The 20,839-nt window shown below is 38.0% G+C and carries 19 protein-coding genes; 8 read left to right on the top strand and 11 right to left on the bottom strand.

Annotated elements, in window-relative coordinates; translation table 11 throughout:
- The first annotated feature begins 55 nt into the window (after window positions 1–55).
- Entirely contained in the window at window positions 56–1,336 is a 1,281-nt protein-coding gene (locus BMW86_RS13530; protein ID WP_089782279.1) for a HupE/UreJ family protein, read from the top strand.
- A 1-nt stretch (window position 1,337) separates the two neighbouring features.
- Here BMW86_RS13530 and BMW86_RS13535 read toward each other — a convergent pair whose 3' ends face one another.
- The 7 genes from BMW86_RS13535 to BMW86_RS32805 all read right to left on the bottom strand — a co-directional run bounded on the left by BMW86_RS13535 (window position 1,338) and on the right by BMW86_RS32805 (window position 6,239).
- Window positions 1,338–2,408 carry an NAD(P)H-dependent flavin oxidoreductase gene (locus tag BMW86_RS13535; protein ID WP_089782280.1) on the bottom strand — a complete coding sequence of 357 codons (1,071 nt, stop codon included), beginning with the start codon at window positions 2,406–2,408 and terminating at the stop codon, window positions 1,338–1,340.
- A gap of 3 nt (window positions 2,409–2,411) precedes the next feature.
- Entirely contained in the window at window positions 2,412–2,855 is a 444-nt protein-coding gene (locus BMW86_RS13540) for a nuclear transport factor 2 family protein (RefSeq protein ID WP_089782281.1), read from the bottom strand.
- 1 nt (window position 2,856) lies between these two features.
- Window positions 2,857–3,075 carry a tautomerase family protein gene (locus tag BMW86_RS13545; protein WP_089782282.1) on the bottom strand — a complete coding sequence of 73 codons (219 nt, stop codon included), beginning with the start codon at window positions 3,073–3,075 and terminating at the stop codon, window positions 2,857–2,859.
- 30 nt (window positions 3,076–3,105) lie between these two features.
- Complete coding sequence (locus BMW86_RS13550) at window positions 3,106–3,624, bottom strand: YceI family protein (protein WP_089782283.1); 519 nt, start codon at window positions 3,622–3,624, stop codon at window positions 3,106–3,108.
- A gap of 71 nt (window positions 3,625–3,695) precedes the next feature.
- Window positions 3,696–4,271, bottom strand: coding sequence for a Crp/Fnr family transcriptional regulator (locus BMW86_RS13555; RefSeq protein WP_089782284.1), 576 nt, complete (start codon window positions 4,269–4,271; stop codon window positions 3,696–3,698).
- Window positions 4,272–4,339: 68 nt separating this feature from the next.
- On the bottom strand, window positions 4,340–5,650 hold the full coding sequence (locus BMW86_RS13560; protein ID WP_089782285.1) for a hypothetical protein: 1,311 nt from the start codon (window positions 5,648–5,650) through the stop codon (window positions 4,340–4,342).
- Between the two features lie 427 nt (window positions 5,651–6,077).
- Window positions 6,078–6,239 (bottom strand): hypothetical protein, encoded by a 162-nt coding sequence (locus BMW86_RS32805; protein ID WP_177189259.1) that lies wholly within the window; start codon window positions 6,237–6,239, stop codon window positions 6,078–6,080.
- Between the two features lie 57 nt (window positions 6,240–6,296).
- On the opposite strand from BMW86_RS32805, the gene BMW86_RS32810 reads away from it, so the two are divergent.
- The 4 genes from BMW86_RS32810 (at window position 6,297) to BMW86_RS13585 (ending at window position 10,305) form a co-directional block, all read left to right on the top strand.
- Window positions 6,297–6,896: a sensor histidine kinase gene (locus BMW86_RS32810; protein ID WP_177189260.1), complete on the top strand. Its 600-nt coding sequence runs from the start codon at window positions 6,297–6,299 to the stop codon at window positions 6,894–6,896.
- Complete coding sequence (locus tag BMW86_RS13570) at window positions 6,893–7,594, top strand: LytR/AlgR family response regulator transcription factor (protein WP_089782287.1); 702 nt, start codon at window positions 6,893–6,895, stop codon at window positions 7,592–7,594. Before BMW86_RS32810 ends, BMW86_RS13570 begins: the two co-directional genes overlap by 4 nt.
- Before the next feature lie 681 nt (window positions 7,595–8,275).
- Entirely contained in the window at window positions 8,276–9,634 is a 1,359-nt protein-coding gene (locus tag BMW86_RS13580) for an ATP-binding protein (protein WP_089783675.1), read from the top strand.
- 215 nt (window positions 9,635–9,849) lie between these two features.
- Window positions 9,850–10,305: a MaoC family dehydratase gene (locus tag BMW86_RS13585; RefSeq protein WP_089782289.1), complete on the top strand. Its 456-nt coding sequence runs from the start codon at window positions 9,850–9,852 to the stop codon at window positions 10,303–10,305.
- Window positions 10,306–11,382: 1,077 nt separating this feature from the next.
- Here the strand turns inward: BMW86_RS13585 and BMW86_RS33010 are convergent.
- The 3 genes from BMW86_RS33010 to BMW86_RS13600 all read right to left on the bottom strand — a co-directional run bounded on the left by BMW86_RS33010 (window position 11,383) and on the right by BMW86_RS13600 (window position 15,540).
- The gene (locus BMW86_RS33010; RefSeq protein ID WP_218149143.1) at window positions 11,383–11,577 is read right to left on the bottom strand and encodes a hypothetical protein; all 195 of its coding nucleotides are present in this window, start codon (window positions 11,575–11,577) and stop codon (window positions 11,383–11,385) included.
- Window positions 11,578–11,873: 296 nt separating this feature from the next.
- Window positions 11,874–12,386 carry a mycothiol transferase gene (locus BMW86_RS13595; protein ID WP_089782290.1) on the bottom strand — a complete coding sequence of 171 codons (513 nt, stop codon included), beginning with the start codon at window positions 12,384–12,386 and terminating at the stop codon, window positions 11,874–11,876.
- 10 nt (window positions 12,387–12,396) lie between these two features.
- Window positions 12,397–15,540, bottom strand: coding sequence for a lantibiotic dehydratase (locus BMW86_RS13600; RefSeq protein WP_089782291.1), 3,144 nt, complete (start codon window positions 15,538–15,540; stop codon window positions 12,397–12,399).
- Between the two features lie 65 nt (window positions 15,541–15,605).
- Here BMW86_RS13600 and BMW86_RS13605 point away from each other — a divergent pair, with 65 nt between their 5' ends.
- Window positions 15,606–16,814 carry a lanthionine synthetase C family protein gene (locus BMW86_RS13605; RefSeq protein WP_089782292.1) on the top strand — a complete coding sequence of 403 codons (1,209 nt, stop codon included), beginning with the start codon at window positions 15,606–15,608 and terminating at the stop codon, window positions 16,812–16,814.
- A 61-nt stretch (window positions 16,815–16,875) separates the two neighbouring features.
- On the opposite strand, the gene BMW86_RS13610 is transcribed toward BMW86_RS13605, so the two are convergent.
- Window positions 16,876–17,073, bottom strand: coding sequence for a hypothetical protein (locus tag BMW86_RS13610; protein ID WP_089782293.1), 198 nt, complete (start codon window positions 17,071–17,073; stop codon window positions 16,876–16,878).
- A gap of 253 nt (window positions 17,074–17,326) precedes the next feature.
- On the opposite strand from BMW86_RS13610, the gene BMW86_RS13615 reads away from it, so the two are divergent.
- Window positions 17,327–19,519 (top strand): peptidase domain-containing ABC transporter, encoded by a 2,193-nt coding sequence (locus BMW86_RS13615; RefSeq protein WP_089782294.1) that lies wholly within the window; start codon window positions 17,327–17,329, stop codon window positions 19,517–19,519.
- Window positions 19,520–19,528: 9 nt separating this feature from the next.
- Entirely contained in the window at window positions 19,529–20,824 is a 1,296-nt protein-coding gene (locus tag BMW86_RS13620; RefSeq protein ID WP_089782295.1) for an HlyD family secretion protein, read from the top strand.
- Window positions 20,825–20,839: the final 15 nt, after the last annotated feature.

The following is a 20,839-nucleotide window of genomic DNA, read 5'->3' on the forward strand; positions in this document are numbered from 1 at the left end:
ATATTGGACAACTGCGCCTGGAAACAGGCGCAGTTATAATTTAATTTGATTTTTTATGAAGCGGTATATTTTAAGCACATTGCTGTTATTATCAGGGTTTTGCTCATTTGCGCACCCAATGCCAAGCTCGATTGTCACCCTGTCTGTCCTGGAGAACAGCATTACAGGCGAAGCGAAAATGCCTTTGCTTGATATTGAAGGCGCTCTGAAAATGGAGGCAAACAATTACCTTGATATAAATACCCCATTTTTCAAAGAGTATTTTCGCCAGCATATCAAATCATACAACGGGCAGGAACTATGGGCAACTACCATCGACAGCATAGGTACGGAAGATAATGTAGATGTAAATGTGGGAAACTACCGTGAAGTGATCGTATGGTTTACAATGGTCCCGCCAAAAGGGGGTAACCTCAGGAAATTTTTGTTTGACTACGATGTTATCGTTCACCAGATCATAACGCACAGCATATTAGTATATCTGAAAAATGACTGGAAGAGTGGCTTGTATTCGGAAAATGCAGGAGAGCCATTGGGGGTAATTGCAACCAATTTTAAGATTGGAAAATTTGAACCACTCACTATCAATCTTGAAAACGGTAGCTGGTGGAAAGGGTTTGAAAATATGGTGGAGCTGGGAATGCAACATATTAAGGAAGGAACCGACCATTTATTGTTTTTAATTGTATTGCTGCTGCCTGCAACGCTAATGGTAAAGAATAGAAAATGGACAAAGTATGCCGGTACAAAATACAGCCTTACCCGGTTGTTTAAAATAGTTAGCGCCTTTACTGTTGGACATTCCATTACTTTGCTGATAGGAGCATTGGGCTGGTTCCGGCCACCAGCGCAGCCTATTGAAGTGCTGATAGCCGTGTCAATCCTGGTTTCTGCTATTCATGCTTTACGCCCCATTTTTCCCGGCAAAGAGTATTTTGTAGCCGGTGGCTTTGGACTGATCCACGGAATGGCATTTGCCTCTGTATTGTCTGGTATGGGATTGGGCGCACGCACACTGGCATTAAGCATACTTGGTTTCAACCTGGGTATTGAACTGATGCAGCTTTTCATTGTTGCACTTATTATTCCCTGGTTATTATTATTAAGCCAAACACCTATGTACAGCCGGTTTCGTGTGACGGCAGCAGTGGCGGCCGGTATTGTTTCCATTGCATGGATTGTGGAGCGCTATACAGGCGTACCAAATTTCATCACAGGGCTTATTACAGGCGCGTACCAATATGCAATATGGCTGATAGTGGCAATTGCCGTTTTTTCAGTTGGTTGCTTTATGTGGCAGAATAATGCAGTTAGGTTGCAGAAAATAAACAGGTAAACTACAATACTGATTTTAAATAATCAGTCGTTTCTTCAATTAAGGATTGCATCAGCGCTGTCGCCTTGGTGTGTTTTAATATCGGTGCGATCTGTCCTCCCCAGAACAATATCATATCCCATTTTTGCTGGTCCAGGGCTGCTTTTCGCAGAGGAGACATGAAGGTGGTTTGCAAAGGGAATGGCAGGAATTCTTTGCCCGACAGGTCTTTGGCAATCCTGCTGGTAAGTCCCCTGCCAAGTCTGCCGGTAAAAGCCCGGGATAAAGTAGTGTATTTAGCCGCCTCAGAGAATAACATTTGCCTGTGTATAGGCAAAGCATTCGATTCATCACAAGCCAGAAAGGCTGTGCCTATTTGCGCCGCACTTGCTCCCAGCATAAGCGCGGCAGCAACTCCTCTGCCATTGGCAATGCCTCCCGCGGCAATAACAGGCGTTTTTACCTTCTCCCTGATCAGTTGCAGCAATACAAAGGTCCCCGTAGTGGAAGCCTCCGCAGAGGCTAAGAACGAAGGGCGATGTCCACCCGCTTCAAAACCCGAAGCAATGATCATATCAACACCTGTCGCTTCCAATACAAGTGCCTCATCTAATGTAGTGGCAGCACCGACAGTGATAATCCCCCGTTTACGGCATAACTCCAGAACATCAGCAGACAGCACACCAGATATAAAGCTGAACACCTTCGGTCGAATATCCAGTATCACTTGCAGCTGGTTTTCAAACCTGGAACTAAATGGGGCGGGCTTGTCCGGCAAAGGAATACCTGCTTCATCAAAGTAAGGCTGGAATAACTGTCTGGCCCGATTATATTGCTCATCTGTGATAGTTGAACCATCATTATCAGACACCCAGAGATTAATATTATAAGGCTTATCAGTAGCAGTTTTTATCTGCTTGTCTACATCAATAATCTCCTGCGGACTCAATGTATAAGCCCCATAACCACCGAGTCCACCGGCATTGGATACTGTAGCTACCAGCTCTACTGTGGAAAGGTTACCTCCAAAAGGCCCTTGCAGGATGGGATATTCAATTCCCAGTATTTCCTTGGCTTTAGTATTATACCACATGATTTATTGATTAACGTCAGAGATCATTTTATTTACAATCAGCCAGGTACCATCAATTTTATGAAAAGATAAAAACTCATGATAAAGGAAATCATACATTTTCACTTTCACTTCTGCTACTCCGATAGAGTTGATGACACGAACAGATAAAATCTCTCCTTTAAATGGCTTGCCTGAATCTTTCGGACTTTGACGATGCGCTACACCATCAAGATATTGATCAAGTGTTTTGGCATAAGGCTGACCTTTGACATCTCCGAAAAGTAATGTGCCGGGATAATAGATATGATGTAAAAGCGCAAGATCTCCTTCATATATTCCCTTGAAATAATAATTCTCCAGCGCTTGCGAAATCGCCAATGAATCAGTTTTCATTGCCTTGTTTTTTTGTGCTTTACTGACCAGCAGATTGCAAACCAGTAAAGCAGTTAATAATAAAGTCCTCATTTTATTTCTTATTAGCGGTGATCCCTTTTTCTCTTAAAACAGATACCTGGTCTCCGGCATATCCCCAGTCATCCAGTTCTATTTCCTGAATAACCACATGTGTCAGATGAGGATCTTTGTTTAATACATCCACAATAAGATCTGTCACCCCTTTAATGAGTTGTTGTTTTTGTTCGCGGGTAACACCTTCGCGTGTAACCTCGATTTTTACGTATGGCATAACTAATTTTTTTGAGCAAAAGCCGTCTTGTCAGACAGCTTTTGCGGTGATGTTTACATTCAGATCAAAGTCGTTGTAGATAAGGGTATCACCCAGGTCTTTGAAGAAATTACCGGAGCGAAATTTCATATCATATTTGGTACGATCGATCACAAGTTTACCTGATGCGGTTAAGGTATCGCCATTAGTAGTGATAGCAGCATCAAAACCTACAGGCTGACTGATACCTTTAATAACCAGATTTCCTTCAATGTGTTCATCAATAACATGAGTAATCTCCAAAACGGCTTCCGGAAATTTTTCAATAGAGAAGAAGTCATCAGATGCCAGATGACCGGCAAACTGTGCATTAGTAGCAGGATCCGTTACATCCAGTATTTTAATGGAAGTAGTATCAATGATAAACCTGCCAGCAGTGAGCTTGCTATTATTCAGGTCAAGGTAACCTTCTTTAATAGCGATAGTCCCGTTATGCGAACCGGTTATTTTTCTGCCGGTCCATTCGATGTTGCTTTGTGTGCCTGTTACAGCAAATTTCTGTGTTCCCATTTGTTTGTGTTTTTATTACAACACAAAGGAAGGAAGGAAAGGGAAGATAGCTACGTGATGTACATCACATTCTAATGAGCGCTGTAAAGCCGGCTTAATGTTTCCCGGCTAATACCCAGATAAGCAGCGATCAGGTGCTTGGGAACGAGGTTATATAGCTGAGGATATAATGCCAGAAGTTCTTCATACCGTTTCCTGGCATCGTTGTTCATAAATGACAACAATCTTTTTTGAGAAGCCACATAGCCTCTGTTTGTCCTCCACCGGAAGAAATGTTCTACCTGGTGTATTTCATTACAGAGTTTTTCTCTGTCGGCGCCTGAAAGGCAAAGTATTTCTACATCTGTGATGCAGTCTATATTTATAGTTGCTCTGGAGTTATTGTAAAGCGCGTTATAGTCTGATGTCCACCAGGTGGGCATGGCAAACTGTAAAATGTACATTTTGATATCATCATTAATAAAAAACGCCTTTAAGCATCCTGAGAGTACAAAATATTCACAGTCAACTTTATCCCCTTCCGTAATTACGGTTTGTCCTTTCTTGTAGGATAGCAGTTTAAAATGGGAAAAGAAATAATCGAACTGCTCATCAGTTAATGAAGCTGTTTTAGCTATATGTTCTTTTAATATTTCTTTTGCTTCCATACTTTAAAAGTAATAAAAAGGGGAACAATACACGTATTGTTCCCCTTTTATATACAAGAGATTCCTGATTATTCCCACCACAATTTCATTGGAGCAGTAGGGTCCGTATCATATTTATAAGGCTTTTTGTCTGCAGGGGCTGTTGCTTCTGCAGGCCAGTTGGCTATTGTAAATGTAGAGAGGTTAGTATTAATGTCAGTAGTAGAAGCAAAAATAGTTACTCCTGTCTGTGCTGTTCCTGCATTTGCAAAACAATTGGTAACAGTTGTTGATGTCATTGCATATTGTACAGGGCCTATAGCTACAAATGTTGGTGAAGTATAATCATGAGCAACTACATAACTATTGGAAATACTTAAAACGGAAGAAGGTGAATACACCGATCCGATTCCACCAACCGCATAGGAATCAAATGAGAAATAGGCATAACACATATTTATTACTGAGGATGTGCCCATGCTACCCATTAATCCGCCGACATTACTTCCGGTGATGCGTCCTCTGAAAGAACAACCAGTCATCGTAACTTTGTTATTATGACCGGAAATACCTCCTATAAAGGAGGATACATCTTTTGGGATCAGGATATTTCCTTTTACAGAGCATTGGCTGATAGTGCAACCAGAGGCAAAAGCAACCAATCCGCCGCACTCAACTTGTCCAGTAGATGTAATGCCGGCATCAGAGAGTTCCAGTCGTATGTTTTTCAATACACTTCCGCTATCAGCGCCTGCGAATAAGGCAATACGTGCAATTTCGTTGGAAGTTGCTCCGGGAGACTTAATAGTGAGATTGGTGATTTTAAATCCTTTCCCATCATAACTTCCAAGTAAGTATGAGTTCCATGGTGCTTTTGTAAATACCGTATCCGGGAAAGCGATGTCATTTACCTGTACGAAATGGTCGGAAGTATCAGCAGTACCGAAAGGGCTCATATACATGAAATCCCGGTAATTCCTGATCTGATACTCTATTTTTTGTGTTTTTACCTGTATAGTTGAATCCGTTGCAGTGAAGTGTACTTTCAAGGTAATCTCTCCATCCTTATAATTCCATAATCCCCATAATGGGAGGGTGGTATTACCTGCTCCATCTAGTGTGCCACTGCCTTTTATAAGGGTATCTGATGCTCTTTTCAATCCATTGCTACCGGTTAATTCATAACTGAAAGAGCTGGAGGATTTACCGGTGCTTATTTTTGCCCCGGGATTAACACTCGAAAGCATATAATACAGTTCAGTTGAGCCGAACTTATCATAGGTAAAACTTACTGTGGTGTAATCGATGCTAGCAGGTTGTTCAGGTGAAGGGTCATCCTTCTTACAGGCTGATATAAATAGGATTATAGACGCTAATGCGTACAGGGAAATGAATCTCATATAGGTTATACATTATTATGAAATAGTAAAATTATAAAAATTAATAATATCTATAAGTTAATTTTCTGATTTAATACCGGGGTTTTATTTGAATTATCACCCCTCCGGAGCTATATTTTGCCACAATCTTAATATAAGCAGGGAAATAAAAATGATCTTTGTATCCAAACAGGACGAGATGTTCAAAAAGATAAAAGGAGGTATAACGACACATATTTTTTTTCTTTTTCTTTTTATAGTAGTTCCTATTCTTGTATTTCTCAGACCTCCGGGAGAGTCTGTTTTTGAATTGAACAGACCTTTTGTTCAGGATACGATCGCAAATTGTATGCTGCTCTGTTTTTTTTACCTCAATTACTATATTTTCATCCCCAGGCTCTTTTTCAATCACAAATATGTTATATACATATCCTGTGTATTGCTTTCGCTAACCATAGCGTTTGTACTTCCATATGTCATAGTAACCCATTTGCTCAGAATGGAGCATGATTTTCATGAATTTCTTCCACACAGAGGCAATATAGATATTCCACATCCACCACATAATCGTTCCCCATTTTTCTTTTTGTATGACGAATTGCGGCGGCATCTTTATCTGTTTTTTACAGCCACTTTTTTTTCTTTCCTTTTAAGGACCAGAGAACATTTGTCTGAAGTAAAGGAGGAGAAGTTGAAAGCAGAGTTATCATCGCTTAAATCACAGATAAACCCACATTTCCTGTTTAACACACTTAATAGTATCTATGCTTTATCGGTAATGAAAGATAATAAGGCAAGTGAGGCGATCATTCATCTTGCTGGTCTCATGCGTTATGTGATTAAGGATGCTAATGATTATAAAATCCCTTTACAAAAGGAAATTGATTACATCGGGAATTATATTGAACTGCAAAAGGCCAGGCTTGGAAATACAACCTATGTTCGATTTGAATGTTCGGGGGATCCGGGGAATAAGGAAATTACTCCGTTAATATTAATTACCTATATTGAAAATGCTTTTAAATATGGGATCAATCCTGATGTGGATGATTGTATAGTGGAAATAACATTGCAGATTACTGATACCGGGATCAGATTATATGTATTTAATAAAAAGGTACAAAGTTCATCCGGGAATCATTCTACAGGTATTGGCATGAGTAATACCAGTGAGCGGTTGAAGCATCTTTATCCTGAAAAGCATAACTTGCAGATTAGTGAAAATAAAGAAACATACTCGGTCACTCTTTCACTTCAGTTGTCATGATTAAAGCAATTGCACTAGATGATGAGCCATTGGCTCTTGAATTAATTGAAGCATTCTGCGAGAAAATTGATTTCCTTCAATTTGAAAAAGGGTTCACTAAAACAAAGGCAGCATTACAATATCTTGAGAAAAATCCAGTTCAATTATTATTTCTTGATATAAAAATGCCTGCCGTTTCAGGGATTGATTTTTACAAATCACTCTCATATAAACCAATGCTGATATTTACCACTTCGTATAGTGAATTCGCATTGGAGAGTTATGAGCTTAATGCGGTTGATTATTTACTAAAACCGTTTACGCTGAGCCGGTTTGAAAAGGCAGTTGAAAAGGCCAAAGAGATTTATAATCTGGTTCACCACGCAACGGTTGCAGAACAATCAAAACATTTAATGTTAAAAGTTGATTATGGTGTTGTAAAGGTTGTACTGACTGATATATTATTTATCGAGGGCCTGGATAATTATCTGAAAATTCACTTGCAGAACCAATTGCCAATAGTTGTCCGGATGACCATGAAGACATTGTTAGAAAAGCTGAGTGAGAAAGAATTTATAAGGGTACACCGTTCTTACATAGTCCCTGTAAACCGCATTGAATCGGTAAAGCAAAGGATAATTACCATTGAGGGTGAAGAAATACCTGTAGGGAAGCATTTTGAACAGCATCTTAAAGTTCTTCTTAACAGTAATCGCTGAAACCTTAACAGTTCATTTTAAGCTGAACTGTGGATGCTAATTCCCTTTTTTACGATTGTATGAAAAGATTTTAGCTAAAGACACAAGTTCGCTTATAAGGATTAGTCCACCCATAAATAAGAACGTCGATTTGGCCATACCCAGGAAAAAGACGATCATAATAGCAATAGGGATCAATAACATACCATATCCTTTCCATCCCACAATACGTTGAAAGAGTGAAATGAATATCCCCCATATCAGACTATAAAAAAGACTTCCTGCAAGTAGAAGCAGAATGAGTTGAGATTCCTTTACAGGAGCGAGGAACTTGTAAAATAGTACACACCAGAGAAATACAAGAATCAGATAAGTTAAAATAAAAGGCAGCCTTCTCATGCAATTATTGGATTGTAATATATCGTATCAGGGCAAGCCCCGGAGGGACAATATACGCAGAGAAATTATTTTTTGAAACAAGTGTCAGTAGATGAATGTCAAACTTTCTTGAAAGGGAAGGCTAATAGTAAATTAAAGCCCGAATCTGGTTATAGTGAGTTTTTTATCATGTTTATTTATAAAATATTGATATACAACATATTAATATTAATGGGTTTGTTTTGTTACAATTTGTCGACTAAAATGGGCTTGTTTTATTACAAAATAAGCGTAAATTTGCCCTTGTTTTATGACAAATCAATTATGGCTTTTAAAAGAAGTGTCGAAATATATCTCCACGACTGGAAAATTAACCCTACCCGTAAGCCACTGATTATCAGAGGCGCACGACAAGTTGGAAAAACAACGCTGGTAAAGGATTTTGCCAGGTCTTACTCTCATTTTATCATGCTTAACCTGGAAAAAGCAGCTGATAGAAGGTACTTTGAGGACTTTGATGATGTAAAAACAATTTGTGAATCGCTGTTTTTAACCTATAACATTCCTTTGTTGGAGGTAAGCAATACATTGTTGTTTATTGACGAAATACAGGAGAGCCCGAAAGCTATTCAGTTGCTACGTTTCTTTTATGAAGAAATACCCGCCTTACACATTATCAGTGCGGGATCACTATTAGAATTTGCCATTCAAAAAGTAAAAAGTTTTCCTGTTGGAAGGGTAGAGTTTTTATATCTCCATCCAATGAATTTCGAAGAATATCTGGTAGCTGTAGGTAGGGAGTCTCTCATTAAACAGCTAAAAACAGTTCCTGTAAAACCAGTTGCTCATAAAGTCTTAATGGATCAATTTCATCGATATGCTATTATTGGCGGAATGCCCGAAATCATTAAAACAGATATTGATAAAAATAACCTGGCAGATCTTACAAGAATATATGAAAGTATATGGGGAACGTATAAAAATGATGTAGAGAAATATACAACCAGTGATAATGAAAGGAAGATCATCAAACATATTATGGATACTGCTCCTCTTTATTTAGACGAGCGGGTTAAATTCCAGGGATTTGGCAATTCCTCCTACCGGTCCAGAGAAGTAAGTGAGGCATTCAGAACGTTGGAAGAAGCAAAAATTATCCGTTTAATTTATCCCACCACAGATTTGCTGCCACCACCCAGGGCTGATCTTAAAAAATCACCGCGATTTCAGATACTGGATGCCGGTCTTGTTAATTATACGCTATCCATTCAGGCGCAGATGTTGGGTATGGATGATTTAAGTAGTGCCTATAAGGGCGCTGTGATCCCTCATTTGATTACACAGGAGCTCATATCACTACAAACAGTATCTCCTAACAATCCGCTTTTTTGGGTAAGAGAGAAATCACAATCAAATGCGGAAATAGACCTGGTACAGGTGTATCGTGAATTTTTAATTCCAATAGAGATAAAATCAGGTAGCACAGGTTCACTCCGGTCACTTCATCAATTTATAGATGCTGTTGATCATCCCTATGCTATCAGAATTTATGGTGGTACCTTCTCTATTGAAAAAGCAATCACCCCCAATAAAAAGCCTTATTTATTAATGAATCTTCCGTACTATTTGGGTACACAACTCCCTGATTATTTACCGTGGTTGGTGCAACAGAATATCGTATAATAGGATCAGGGAAATGCATATGAAAACAATGGGCGATCTACCTATAGAGACTTATACAGCTTACATCGAACAGTCACTACTCAAACTAAAAATTCTGTTAAATCTTGGGTTTTTAAGATGAAAATGAAATAATGTTTGGATACATGAAGAAATAGGAGTAGGTTATAAACTCGTTTATTCAGGCTCTTTTAACTTTAAATAATAAACAAAAAAATATGGTAATCGTCAATAGTTTTGCAGAATATCAAGCATACGAGGGTAAAGAAATAGGCAGTTCTGAATGGCATAAAATAGATCAGGAACAGATCAATAAATTTGCTGATGCAACGCTTGATCATCAATGGATCCATTGCGATGAGGAAAGAGCAAAAAATGAAGGGCCTTTCAAGAGCACTATTGCCCATGGTTATTTGACGTTGGCGTTAATTCCCTATTTATGGAAGCAAATTGCAGAAATCCGCAATGTTAAAATGGAAATAAACTACGGTATAGAGCATTTTAAATTTGGTCAGGCGGTGCTTGTGAACGACGAAGTTCAATTGAAAGCGAAACTCAATTCTATAGTCGATTTAAGAGGTGTCACGAAAGTGATAATTGGTGCGACTCTCAGTATTAAAGGTAAGGCAAAGCCAGCTTACACGGGGGATGTGGTGTTTCTATACCATTTTTGAGACATGCAAACCGCCCTGTTGATAGAAAATAATAAAGAAGAGGGTGTCTAACACCCTCTTCTTTATTTCATATAATTGTTTGTTTACTGTCGAAACGGCCATATCGCTTAAAATTTCAACGCTTACAACCATTTGCCCAAGCCCATGCGTTTTATCCATTCTTGGTTATACGATGTTTTTGTATCTGCATACTCCTGCTCCAGGTTATCGGTAATGCGGTTCACAGTGGTGTGAAATGGTCTTGTACCAGGCTACATCTCTACCAGTTTGGTTACTGTATCAGCTATTTCCTGCGGATTTATTTAGTACTCGCCTTTTCTGTCGGTCTTGAAATAGAATATTTTTATAATAAAAGCCTTAGAACCAGCAATATTATTGTAATTCCGGATTGTAATCCGGTAATATTATGTAATTTCTGGATTGTAATCCGGTAATATGATAAAACGAACATTAGAGAGAATAAGCTCATTTTTTAAATGGGTTTATTCTGTTACAAATAATAGGTTAAAATGGGCTTATTTTGTTACAAATTAAGCCTGCTTCAAAGGATTTCCTCACTTTGCCTCATTTTATGCAACACTTTTAGCATAGAAACTACAATAATATTGAGTTTACGATATACATGAAATTTTGCAATCTTTAAATAAAGTTTACGATATACATGAAACTCATTATATAACTGAAGGAGTTAATTCCACTTATTAATAAGCAGGTCATTAAGGAGAATCTGCAGCCTTCGGGAATAGGGATATGCGATTTGACAGGAAAATCCATTCCCAATTAATTTCAAGCCCATTTATAGGCTGATTGTAGCCCAAATAATGCGTTATTTGGGCTACATTTGTCTGTGTTTTGGGCTTGAAATGAAAAATGTATAAAAATGGCAAATAACCATCAAACTGAAATCCTGAGATTTATCAAGGAAAATCCCTCTAGCTCTTCTAAAATGATCCACGAAAGTCTGGAGTATGTAATCTGTTTTCGAAGCTAAGTATGCGCCTAACTATACGTTTAACTATACCATTCATTCTTAATTTCTTAGATGCTCATATTTTTCCATTCTTCTTTTCATAATTCCTAGTAAGGTATGTCATTAGAAGACGGTTCATTGGTGCATCTATCAATTTGAACTATAGAAGGTAATATAATAGATTCTCCAACAAGGAGAGCTTCGCCTTGTTTTAGCGATGGCATTGTATCAATTAAAGTCCCTAATGTATCCGGAAGAAGTTTTTTTACATAGCCTTGATCAACAGGATTTGTTAAACGCATAGCTATGAAATTATTGCATTGGGAGAATATTGTTTCTGAGATTTCGGAAGGCCGTTGACTTGCGAGAAGTAACATAATTCCATATTTTCTGCCCTCTTTAGCTATTTTTCAATAGATTTTTTAGAAGAGTGATACTTAGCTAAATCACTGTTAGGTACATATTTATGAGCTTCTTCATAAACAAGTAGAATAGGGATATCATTATTTATTTTTTCATTTGGATCTTTTTCATTCCTGAGTCTTTTTTAATCTCCATCATGAAGACATACAACCTTCTTTTTGTATTATCTCTTTGTTTAAAGATATTTGATCATACTTTTGATCTGACCATAGTGGCTTATCTGATCTTCCATGAAGTGAAATATGCAGTAATAGTTATTCCCCAATCCTGCTAAATACCCATGTGGACGTTTATACAACCACGCATCATCGACTGCTTTAAGATGCTCGAGGGTAAAATTCCTAACGTCTTTCCAAAGGTTTAAATAGTATTCAATACTATTAGCTTTTGTAATACTTAAAGATAGATTGGGGGAGAACGCTTCATTCCAGATTGTTTTTTCCAACTCGTTCAGGTCGCGGTTGAGAAAAACTATTGTTTGTGTTCTTTTTTCCAGGGCTATCATGTGTTTCAATAGCAAACCAATTGTGTTGGCATGATTTACTATTCTGGCATCCAGGTTATCGACACTTAATGGCTTAACTTTTTGTACAATAACATATTTTGTCATGGTCAATTGTGCAACCAGGTGCGAAATTATACTGGTGTAACCACTTGGTGCCTGCAAATCCAAAGGGTTTTCTGACATTTCTTGTAGTTTACCTATGAAGTTTTGATTTGGCGATCGCTAAATTTGATTTATAATATCTCAGTTGGAAATTATAAATTACCCATTCCTGTTTTCTTGGATTCGAATCAAACAGCTTATTGAAAAACATGTGTATATGGCTCGCTATGAAGGGCGAAAGATCTATGTCTTTAAAGGCTGAGCGATATTCTTTAACTGTTGACAATAGTGGTGCCATTTTTAGTGATCGTTCATGGAATATCTGGATAGCCATTTCAACCAATGGATTGTGTTCACTGGTATAGTCCAATACATTAAAGATCGATTTGGTTTCCTGTCTATATCTCGCATTCATGTTTGCTCTTAACAATTCATGACTTAAAAATTCCTGAGCGAAGTTATGTTCGAGTTTTGTAAGCAGGCTAATTTTGTCGTCAAGGTTAAATTCCAGTTCATTCAAAAACATGTCTAATGCGCGCATTCCAATAAGCCAGCGCATGCGCTCATCACCACTCTCATTTAGGAGTCCGACAATTTTTAGCATTGCATCACTGTCAAAATGGAATAGTTCTTCAGAAAGCTCTATATTAAATGGCAGATATCTATCATTTTCCCTGATATAACTATCTAATTGGATATTATGTATTAACTCATCTTTTAAATATTGTTTTGTATAATTATTGAAGAGGGAAAGGACGTTTCCGATCTTTTCAGGTTGTGATACATGAAATCTTATACGAAGATGATGCTCAGGGTCCCGGTACCGGATAAAAAACCATTTGCTTATTATTTTTTCTTCATGCAGATTTGAAACCAATGGTGAAATTACTTCTATCATCAGTCTTTCAGCTGTCTTGGTTCCACAATATACCTTAAAATAGAGCCATTGACTGCCTGGGGAAAATGACTCTGGTTTAATTGAGGGCATCTCCCTTAAAGCCCGCCGGGGTGTATCTTTGTTCTTTTTCTTTATAGGTATAACTATTTCGTTACAGTACTTATTCCCATCTTTATCGGTTACCACACAATTGTCTGGTGTAGCAAAAAACTCCCTGAGAGATATTGTCCCCTTTTTAAGCAGCTCGTTCCTTAGAATGGATAAACAACTTCCATTTTCAATATCGACCACCAGGTAATTGTCCGACTCTGCCATCAAAACAAATTTTGGCAGACCTAACTTCGATGCAATTTCTTTAAAGTACTTTTCCAGTTCAGAAGCATCAAAATCTTTTAATATTTCGTGATCTTCTTTCTTTAATTGCCATTGCGCTGGGAATAATATAATTTTTCCAAACGTGACCCGTGGTAAAAATGGGGATTCGCTTAGTTCGCCCCAATCCCAAAAATACCTGGGAGCATAGTTATGATATTGTAAATCGGATAAAAATCTATAAACGGGAATAGTACTATTTTTCGTGTTGTGGGCATTGGCCAAGCGCGGAATAACACGTTTGTTTAAAGACTTGCTTTTAAGAATGATATCTCTGTTTTCAATCGAAATATACAAGTCTGATATTGCAATCCTATTCGCACTTTCTACCGCACTCTGGGTTACTATAGGAATTTCGTATTGCCTTAACACTGGTCGTGTTGTCACATTCGCCAGTCTTGGCTCTGGATTGTGAACGATCTCTGCAAAAATGCAATCTGGTTCCATGGCTGCTTCATCTGACAGGTGTGTCTTAACCATTTCTAAGATACGTTCATTACCTAAGCAGAACCTGCCAAGGTATACTGATGATGTAGGGCCGCCGCAGTTAGAAAGAAAAAAGCTATAGTTGCCTTTATCTATGTCCTCGTGGCTCTTCCCCAATAAGGAACCAAAAATAGACATGCTATCGTGCGCTTCTACATTTGCGCTTTTTATCAGTCGGTCCATTTCCTCATTGGTGATCATGATTTCGCGCGCACCATTTACCAATGATTCATGCAGCTTTTTTAACTGGAAACGCTTGTAGGTGTTCATGTAAACAGGGTCTTCGATATGCTCATTTTCCAAAATTTCGAGCTCATTTAAAAGGTTGGGTTTGTCTGTTCTTTCATTTGTAAAATCTCCATACCCAATTCCGTATTCCATATCCAATGCTAGTACTAATTGAATTTCCCGTCCCGGGAAGCGTTGCATAAACCTGTTTATGAAGGCTTCAATGGCCGTGCCTTTATATCGTTGTGCCCTGGACATGTAAATCTTCGTAGCGTCACGAACGATTTCTTCAAGAACTTCTTTCTTGAGTGAAAAATTTCCTGAAAGAAACAGGTCGGTTTGGATAATTGCGGAATTTACAAATCCGGGAGTAATTTTTTCTAATTGACTACATATCTGGTTATGTTCATTAACACTTAACAATTTACTTGTTGAAAGTATGGATTTAATAGTTTTCAGTCGATTTACGATGTCATCCAGGGATGGGATATTATTTATCTTATGAATCAGGGTTTCCAAAGGGTCATTTCCTGTAATAAGTGGCTCCAGTTCGCTTACCAGTAGTTTACTCTCAATAATTTCCAGGACGAAGTCAAATGCATCCTCCTGCGAAATTTCTTCCTGAGTGAGTATCTCAACCAGTTCGCCAATCGTACACCCGGCTATAGCTTTGTTCAGCACCAGCTCAAGGTATTCATTGAATTCTACTTCAGATATAGCATACCTGAAACGTTTGCCTGTGTTTTTGAATTCAATATACCTGTAATGATCTGATATTTTATATATAGTGTTATTGATGAAATATCTTACATGACTTTTAACCTCATTACGATTATTTAAATCTTCGATGATTGCTGATAGACAGCCCATGTCAATTCTTGAACTAAATATATGCTCGTCGCGGCCTTGTATATTCAGGTTTGTATTATTGCCGGTTAATCCCGGAGCAACGCCCGCAAACGCTCCATATGGAGTACATCTGCTAGCCATTCTGATCCAGTACTTTAAAAGTGTTAAATGTAGTTTTAACTCATTATCAGGTTTGTCGAACCCGTTTTTATTCCATTCGGCAAATCTTTCATACACTTCAGATGAGGAAGCTATAATTGCATCCAGAAAGAAATCATCTTTTGCTAGTTCGTGTGCAAAGAGTTTGAGGTCGTTATGTGAGAGGTCCAATCTATTGATGGGTGAAACCGGCGTTCTTATAAGAAAATCACCCGCCAAAATGAATGCTTGTTTTTTAATCATGCTGAGCAACTTTTATTATTTACCTTCGTTTTGACTCAATACAGTTTGTTAATTAATCATTACTTATGAAAGGTATTCTTGAGAAAATCCTTGAAATTGAATCCTCATTGTCCCAACAAAAAGTTAACGATTTGTCCCTATTACTGGGATCTACTGGTATCGCCATCTTTTACGCACACCTATACGAATTAACTGGTGATAGCTCTTTCTTAAAGAAGTGCAATTCTATTATTGATACAACAATAAAACGTTTATCACGGGTGCTGATAACTCATTCCTTTTGCAGTGGCTTTACAGGTGTTGCATGGGGAATTAATTACTTACTCAAAAAAGGGTTTATTGGTCCTTATGATGAGGATATCTTTGAACAGCTGGATGATATGATATATCATACTTCTGAAGACTGTCTGAGTATCGGGAAGTATGATTTTTTACACGGTGGCATTGGTGCAGCTTTATACGCATTGGAAAGGGTACATACAGAACGGGCAAGGCTATTCATTTCACATTTCATTAATGAGATCGATAGAATAAAAATTATAGATGAATCCGGGTTAAAATGGGAGGATTCAGATTTTCTCAACAACCCTGGTAAAGCAGGTGCAAGATTATATAATTTAGGTTTTGCGCATGGCATTCCTTCTATTGTTGAAACTCTTAGAAGAATTAACCAGGCAGGCTTGTTTCCTGAGGAAACTAAAAAATTAATAACCGGAGGAATAGAATTTACCAGGAGTTGCAGGATCACCGATATGAAAAGTGTGTCAGCCTTTCCTTCAAATGTGAGGGACGACCTGCGTCGGAACCCTATCCCTACTAATCTATCATGGTGTTACGGTGATCTGATGATTGCAAACGTCCTTTGGAAATGTGGCCGGGATTTCGGTATTACAGAATGGCAAACCCAAGCCACAGACCTGATGACGAAGTCAACTACGCGATTTGAATCATTCAACTACCAATATCTTGATGCCTGCTTTTGTCATGGCTCCTCGGGAGTAGCTCACCTATTCAAATCCTATTATAATCTGACAGGTATAACTAAATTTCAGGATACTTCAGAATTATGGATTGAAAAGACGCTAGCACTTGCAAGGCATCAAAGCGGTCCTGCCGGCTTTCGTCAATACCGTTTCTACGAAAAAGACCAGAAAACAATTCACCGGTGGAGAAACTGTTATGGTGTTCTGGAAGGCGTAGCTGGTATCGGGTTAGTGTTAATCACCCAGTTAAACGGATTATCGGAATGGGATAACTGCCTGCTGGTATCCTAAATCTGCATGAGTTGCGAAGTTGAAAATCAGACTGCTTTCGATTTGAAAGCAGTCCCAAAGATTAGCAACTGGCACATCCTGTTTGTACGCTGGTAGGACACAAATATACTTGTGTCGGAATGCTGCAATAAGTTGGTGTCCAGAGACGGGTGATAGTGTCATCGCCACCTACTACGCGGCTGGCTGTAGCTGAATCTAAAGCTGAAATGGTTTTCTTGCTTAATTTGAGCTTTTCGGGTTTTTTGTCTTCTTTTGACATTATGGGTATATTTAAGTTAACAATACTCCAAAGTAATCATTAGTTCAATGCATAAATATTTTTTATAGTTCAAATTAATGTTAATTTAATGTACGTACGATTTGCGGATAAAAATATAATTTGTACGAGTAAGGACTGAATTGCAAATTGAGTATATTTTGAGTATTTCATTATCGACTTTATAAATGTTCACCCGTTAGACAAAATTATTGCACACCTTTGACCCGTTGTCAACTTCGAAAAATGGATTTTAATGAAAGGCTTTCCATATTTTAAGCAATTCGACAAGAAGGATTGTGGCCCTACATGTCTCAAAATGATTGTTAAGTATTACGGGAAAAGTATTTCACTTGAAACCCTTAGAAAATACACTGGCATAACACGATCAGGTGTTTCTTTATTAGGATTAAGCACCGCAGCAGAAAAGGTTGGTTTAAGATCAATTAACGCCGCTATTACCTTTGAAGAACTAATGGAAGATGTAGATAAGCCTTGCATCGTTCATTGGGACCAGGCTCATTTTGTAGTTGTAACCCCAAAAATCAGTAAAAACAAACTGGTAATAGCTGATCCGGCACAGGGGCTTGTAACCTATACCAGGGCGGAATTCAAAAAGCATTGGATATCGTTAAAAAATGAAGGTGTTGAAAAAGGCTTCGCATTGTTGCTTGAGCCTACTGCTTCGTTTTATGAATTGAAAAATGAAGGTGGTAAAGTCGTAGGATGGAGCTTGTTCTCAAGATATACTACAAAGTATAAAGCACAGGTAATACAATTGTTCCTAGGGTTGATACTGGGCAATCTCCTGCAGCTGGCATTACCCTTCCTTACACAAAGTATTATTGACGTTGGTATCAATACCCATAACATCACTTTCATTCAACTTATACTGTTAGCCCAGTTCACATTGTTCTTCGCAAGAACGGCCATTGAATTGTTGCGAAGCAGGATATTGTTATTCATGAGCACTCATATTAATCTAAGCATTTTATCCGACTATTGGATTAAGCTGATGAAGTTGCCATTAAACTTTTTTGACAGTAAACAAATCGGAGACATCTTTCAGAGAATTGGCGATCACAAACGTATTGAAGCCTTTTTAACCGGCACAGCACTCCAGACCATATTTGCCATATTTAGTCTTATCACCTTTTCGATAGTTTTGTTATACTATAACCTAACTGTATTCACTATCTTTTTTGCTGGAAGTTTGTTATACTTTTTTTGGATACGTTTTTTTCTGAAATATCGTAGAAGTCTTGACCATAAAAACTTTCAAATTTTAAGCCGGGAAAACTCATTGACAATGCAGCTTGTTCTTGGCATGCAGGAGATAAAGCTTAACAATGCGGAGCAGATGAAGAGGCAGGAATGGGAAAGTGTACAGGCCTCATTATTTAAGGTTAACTACAAAGCGCTTTCATTATCTCAATACCAGCAAATTGGAGCTGTATTTATAAATGAAGGGAAGAATATTTTCATTACATACATGGTTGCAACCCTTGTGCTAAGGGGTGAATTAACATTAGGTCAAATGCTGGCCATTCAGTACATGATTGGACAGTTGAACAACCCTATTACACAACTGGTTCAGTTTACCTGGCAGTCACAGGATGCAAAAATTTCTATTGAACGACTGAATGAAATTTATCAACTGGATGATGAACAATCCGGTGGTGAAACAATTATTAATATCTCATCTGATAATAGAGATATTGTGATTGAAGACCTTAATTTCGAATATGAAGGCACAAATAAACAACCTGTAATAAAAAGCCTTTCAACAAAATTTGCCAGTGGAAAGATAACGGCGATAGTGGGAATGAGTGGAAGTGGAAAAACTACGTTATTGAAACTTCTCCTTAAGTTTTTTCAAAATTACAGTGGACAAATAAACATTGGAAATACCAATTTGAAATACCTTGATAATCATTATTGGCGTAGCATTACGGGAAGTGTTATGCAGGATGGATTTATATTTAGTGACAGCATAGAGAAAAATATTGCCATCGGAAGTGAAAACATTGACAGGGAAAAATTACTACACGCCTGCAAGGTTGCTAATATCCTGAAGTTTATAGAAAACATGCCAATGGGGTTCAGTACCAAAATTGGTGCAGAAGGTAGTGGCATAAGCGCTGGCCAGAAACAGCGTATTTTAATTGCCAGGGCGGTTTACAAAGATCCTGAATTCATTTTCTTTGATGAGGCGACTAATGCTTTGGACGCCAATAATGAAAGAGTCATTATGGATAATTTACTTGACTTTTTTAAACAAAGAACAGTTGTAATTGTGGCTCACAGATTAAGTACTGTTAAAAACGCAGACAAAATACTCGTGTTGAATGATGGGGAAATAATTGAGGAGGGTAATCACCTGGAGTTAACTAATCTGAAAGGGAAATATTACGAGCTAGTAAAAAATCAGTTGGAACTTGGTAATTGATATATTATAATGGCAAAAACTATTCATGATACCGAAGCCGTAGATAGCGTAAATATCTCTGACTCATTTCAGGAAATAATTTCAAACAGGCCCGGATTTCTTATCCGGTTCGGGATTATGTTTCTTTTATTGATCCTTGTTAGCCTTGTTGTTGCCAGTTGGTTTGTGAAAGCTCCTGATATCGTTTTTGCCAAAGCCAAACTTAAGTCTATAAATGCCCCCAAACGTGTGATAGCGATCGTAAATGGAAAATTGGTAAAATTATTTGCAAAGGAGGGCGAATACGTTAAAACAGGAAAAGTACTCGGTTTTGTTGAAAGTACCGCAAACCATGAAGAAGTCATTAAACTGGTTAAACAAATCGACTTATTGCAATTAAGGACGTCTAAATTCGAAGGCAACCTGGCCATTGACTTAGCAGGCTTCAAGAATCTTGGCGAGTTGCAGCAGTCTTATCAGTCATTTATAAATTCATATCAGGTATTCAGGCAATACCTGCCGGATGGGTTTTACGACCGGCAGATGAAGTTATTGTTGTATGACCAGGCTAACTATAAAAAGGCCCATGCCATCTTGCTAAAGCAACAGGCATTATTTGAACAGGACCTCGATTTGACTGAGAGTACATTTAAAGCCAATGAAACGCTGAAGGCAGATAGAGTAATCTCCGAATTCAACTTTAGAAGTGAGAAAAGCAAGTTAATCAGTAAAAAAATTGAAGTGTCTCAAATTTCAACTGAGTTGTTGAATAATGAAATGCAGCAGAATGAGAAGATAAAAGAGATTCAGCTATTGGAGAATACAATCGCCCAGCAACAAACAATATTTTCACAGTCTGTCAATACGTTAAAAAGCCAGATTGAGGATTGGCAGAAGAAATACCTGCTCGTGTCTCCTGTAGACGGGAAAGTAACATTTGCTGAATTTTTCCAGGAAAACCAACAATTGCAGAGTAACCAGGTAATCTGTTTTGTAAACCCATTAAACTCAGCATACTTCGCAGAGGTATTTATTACTCAGACTAATCTCGGAAAGGTGGAGGTTAATCAGGATGTGAACCTGAAATTCCCATCTTACCCTTACCAGGAATATGGTGAATTGAGAGGAAAGATCGAATTTATAAGTGACATTAATACAGATAGTGGTTACCTGGCAAGGGTTAGGTTATCAGATGGTTTAAAAACGACCTTCAGCAAAAAAATACAATTCAGAGAAGGACTGATAGCAGGTGCAGAAGTTGTAACTAAAGACATGAGATTGTTGCAAAGGCTCTATCTCAATACTATTGGAGAGAATAGAAGATAGTGTTTTAAACAGGTT

This window comes from Chitinophaga sp. YR573, from assembly GCF_900110995.1.
GTDB lineage: Bacteria > Bacteroidota > Bacteroidia > Chitinophagales > Chitinophagaceae > Chitinophaga.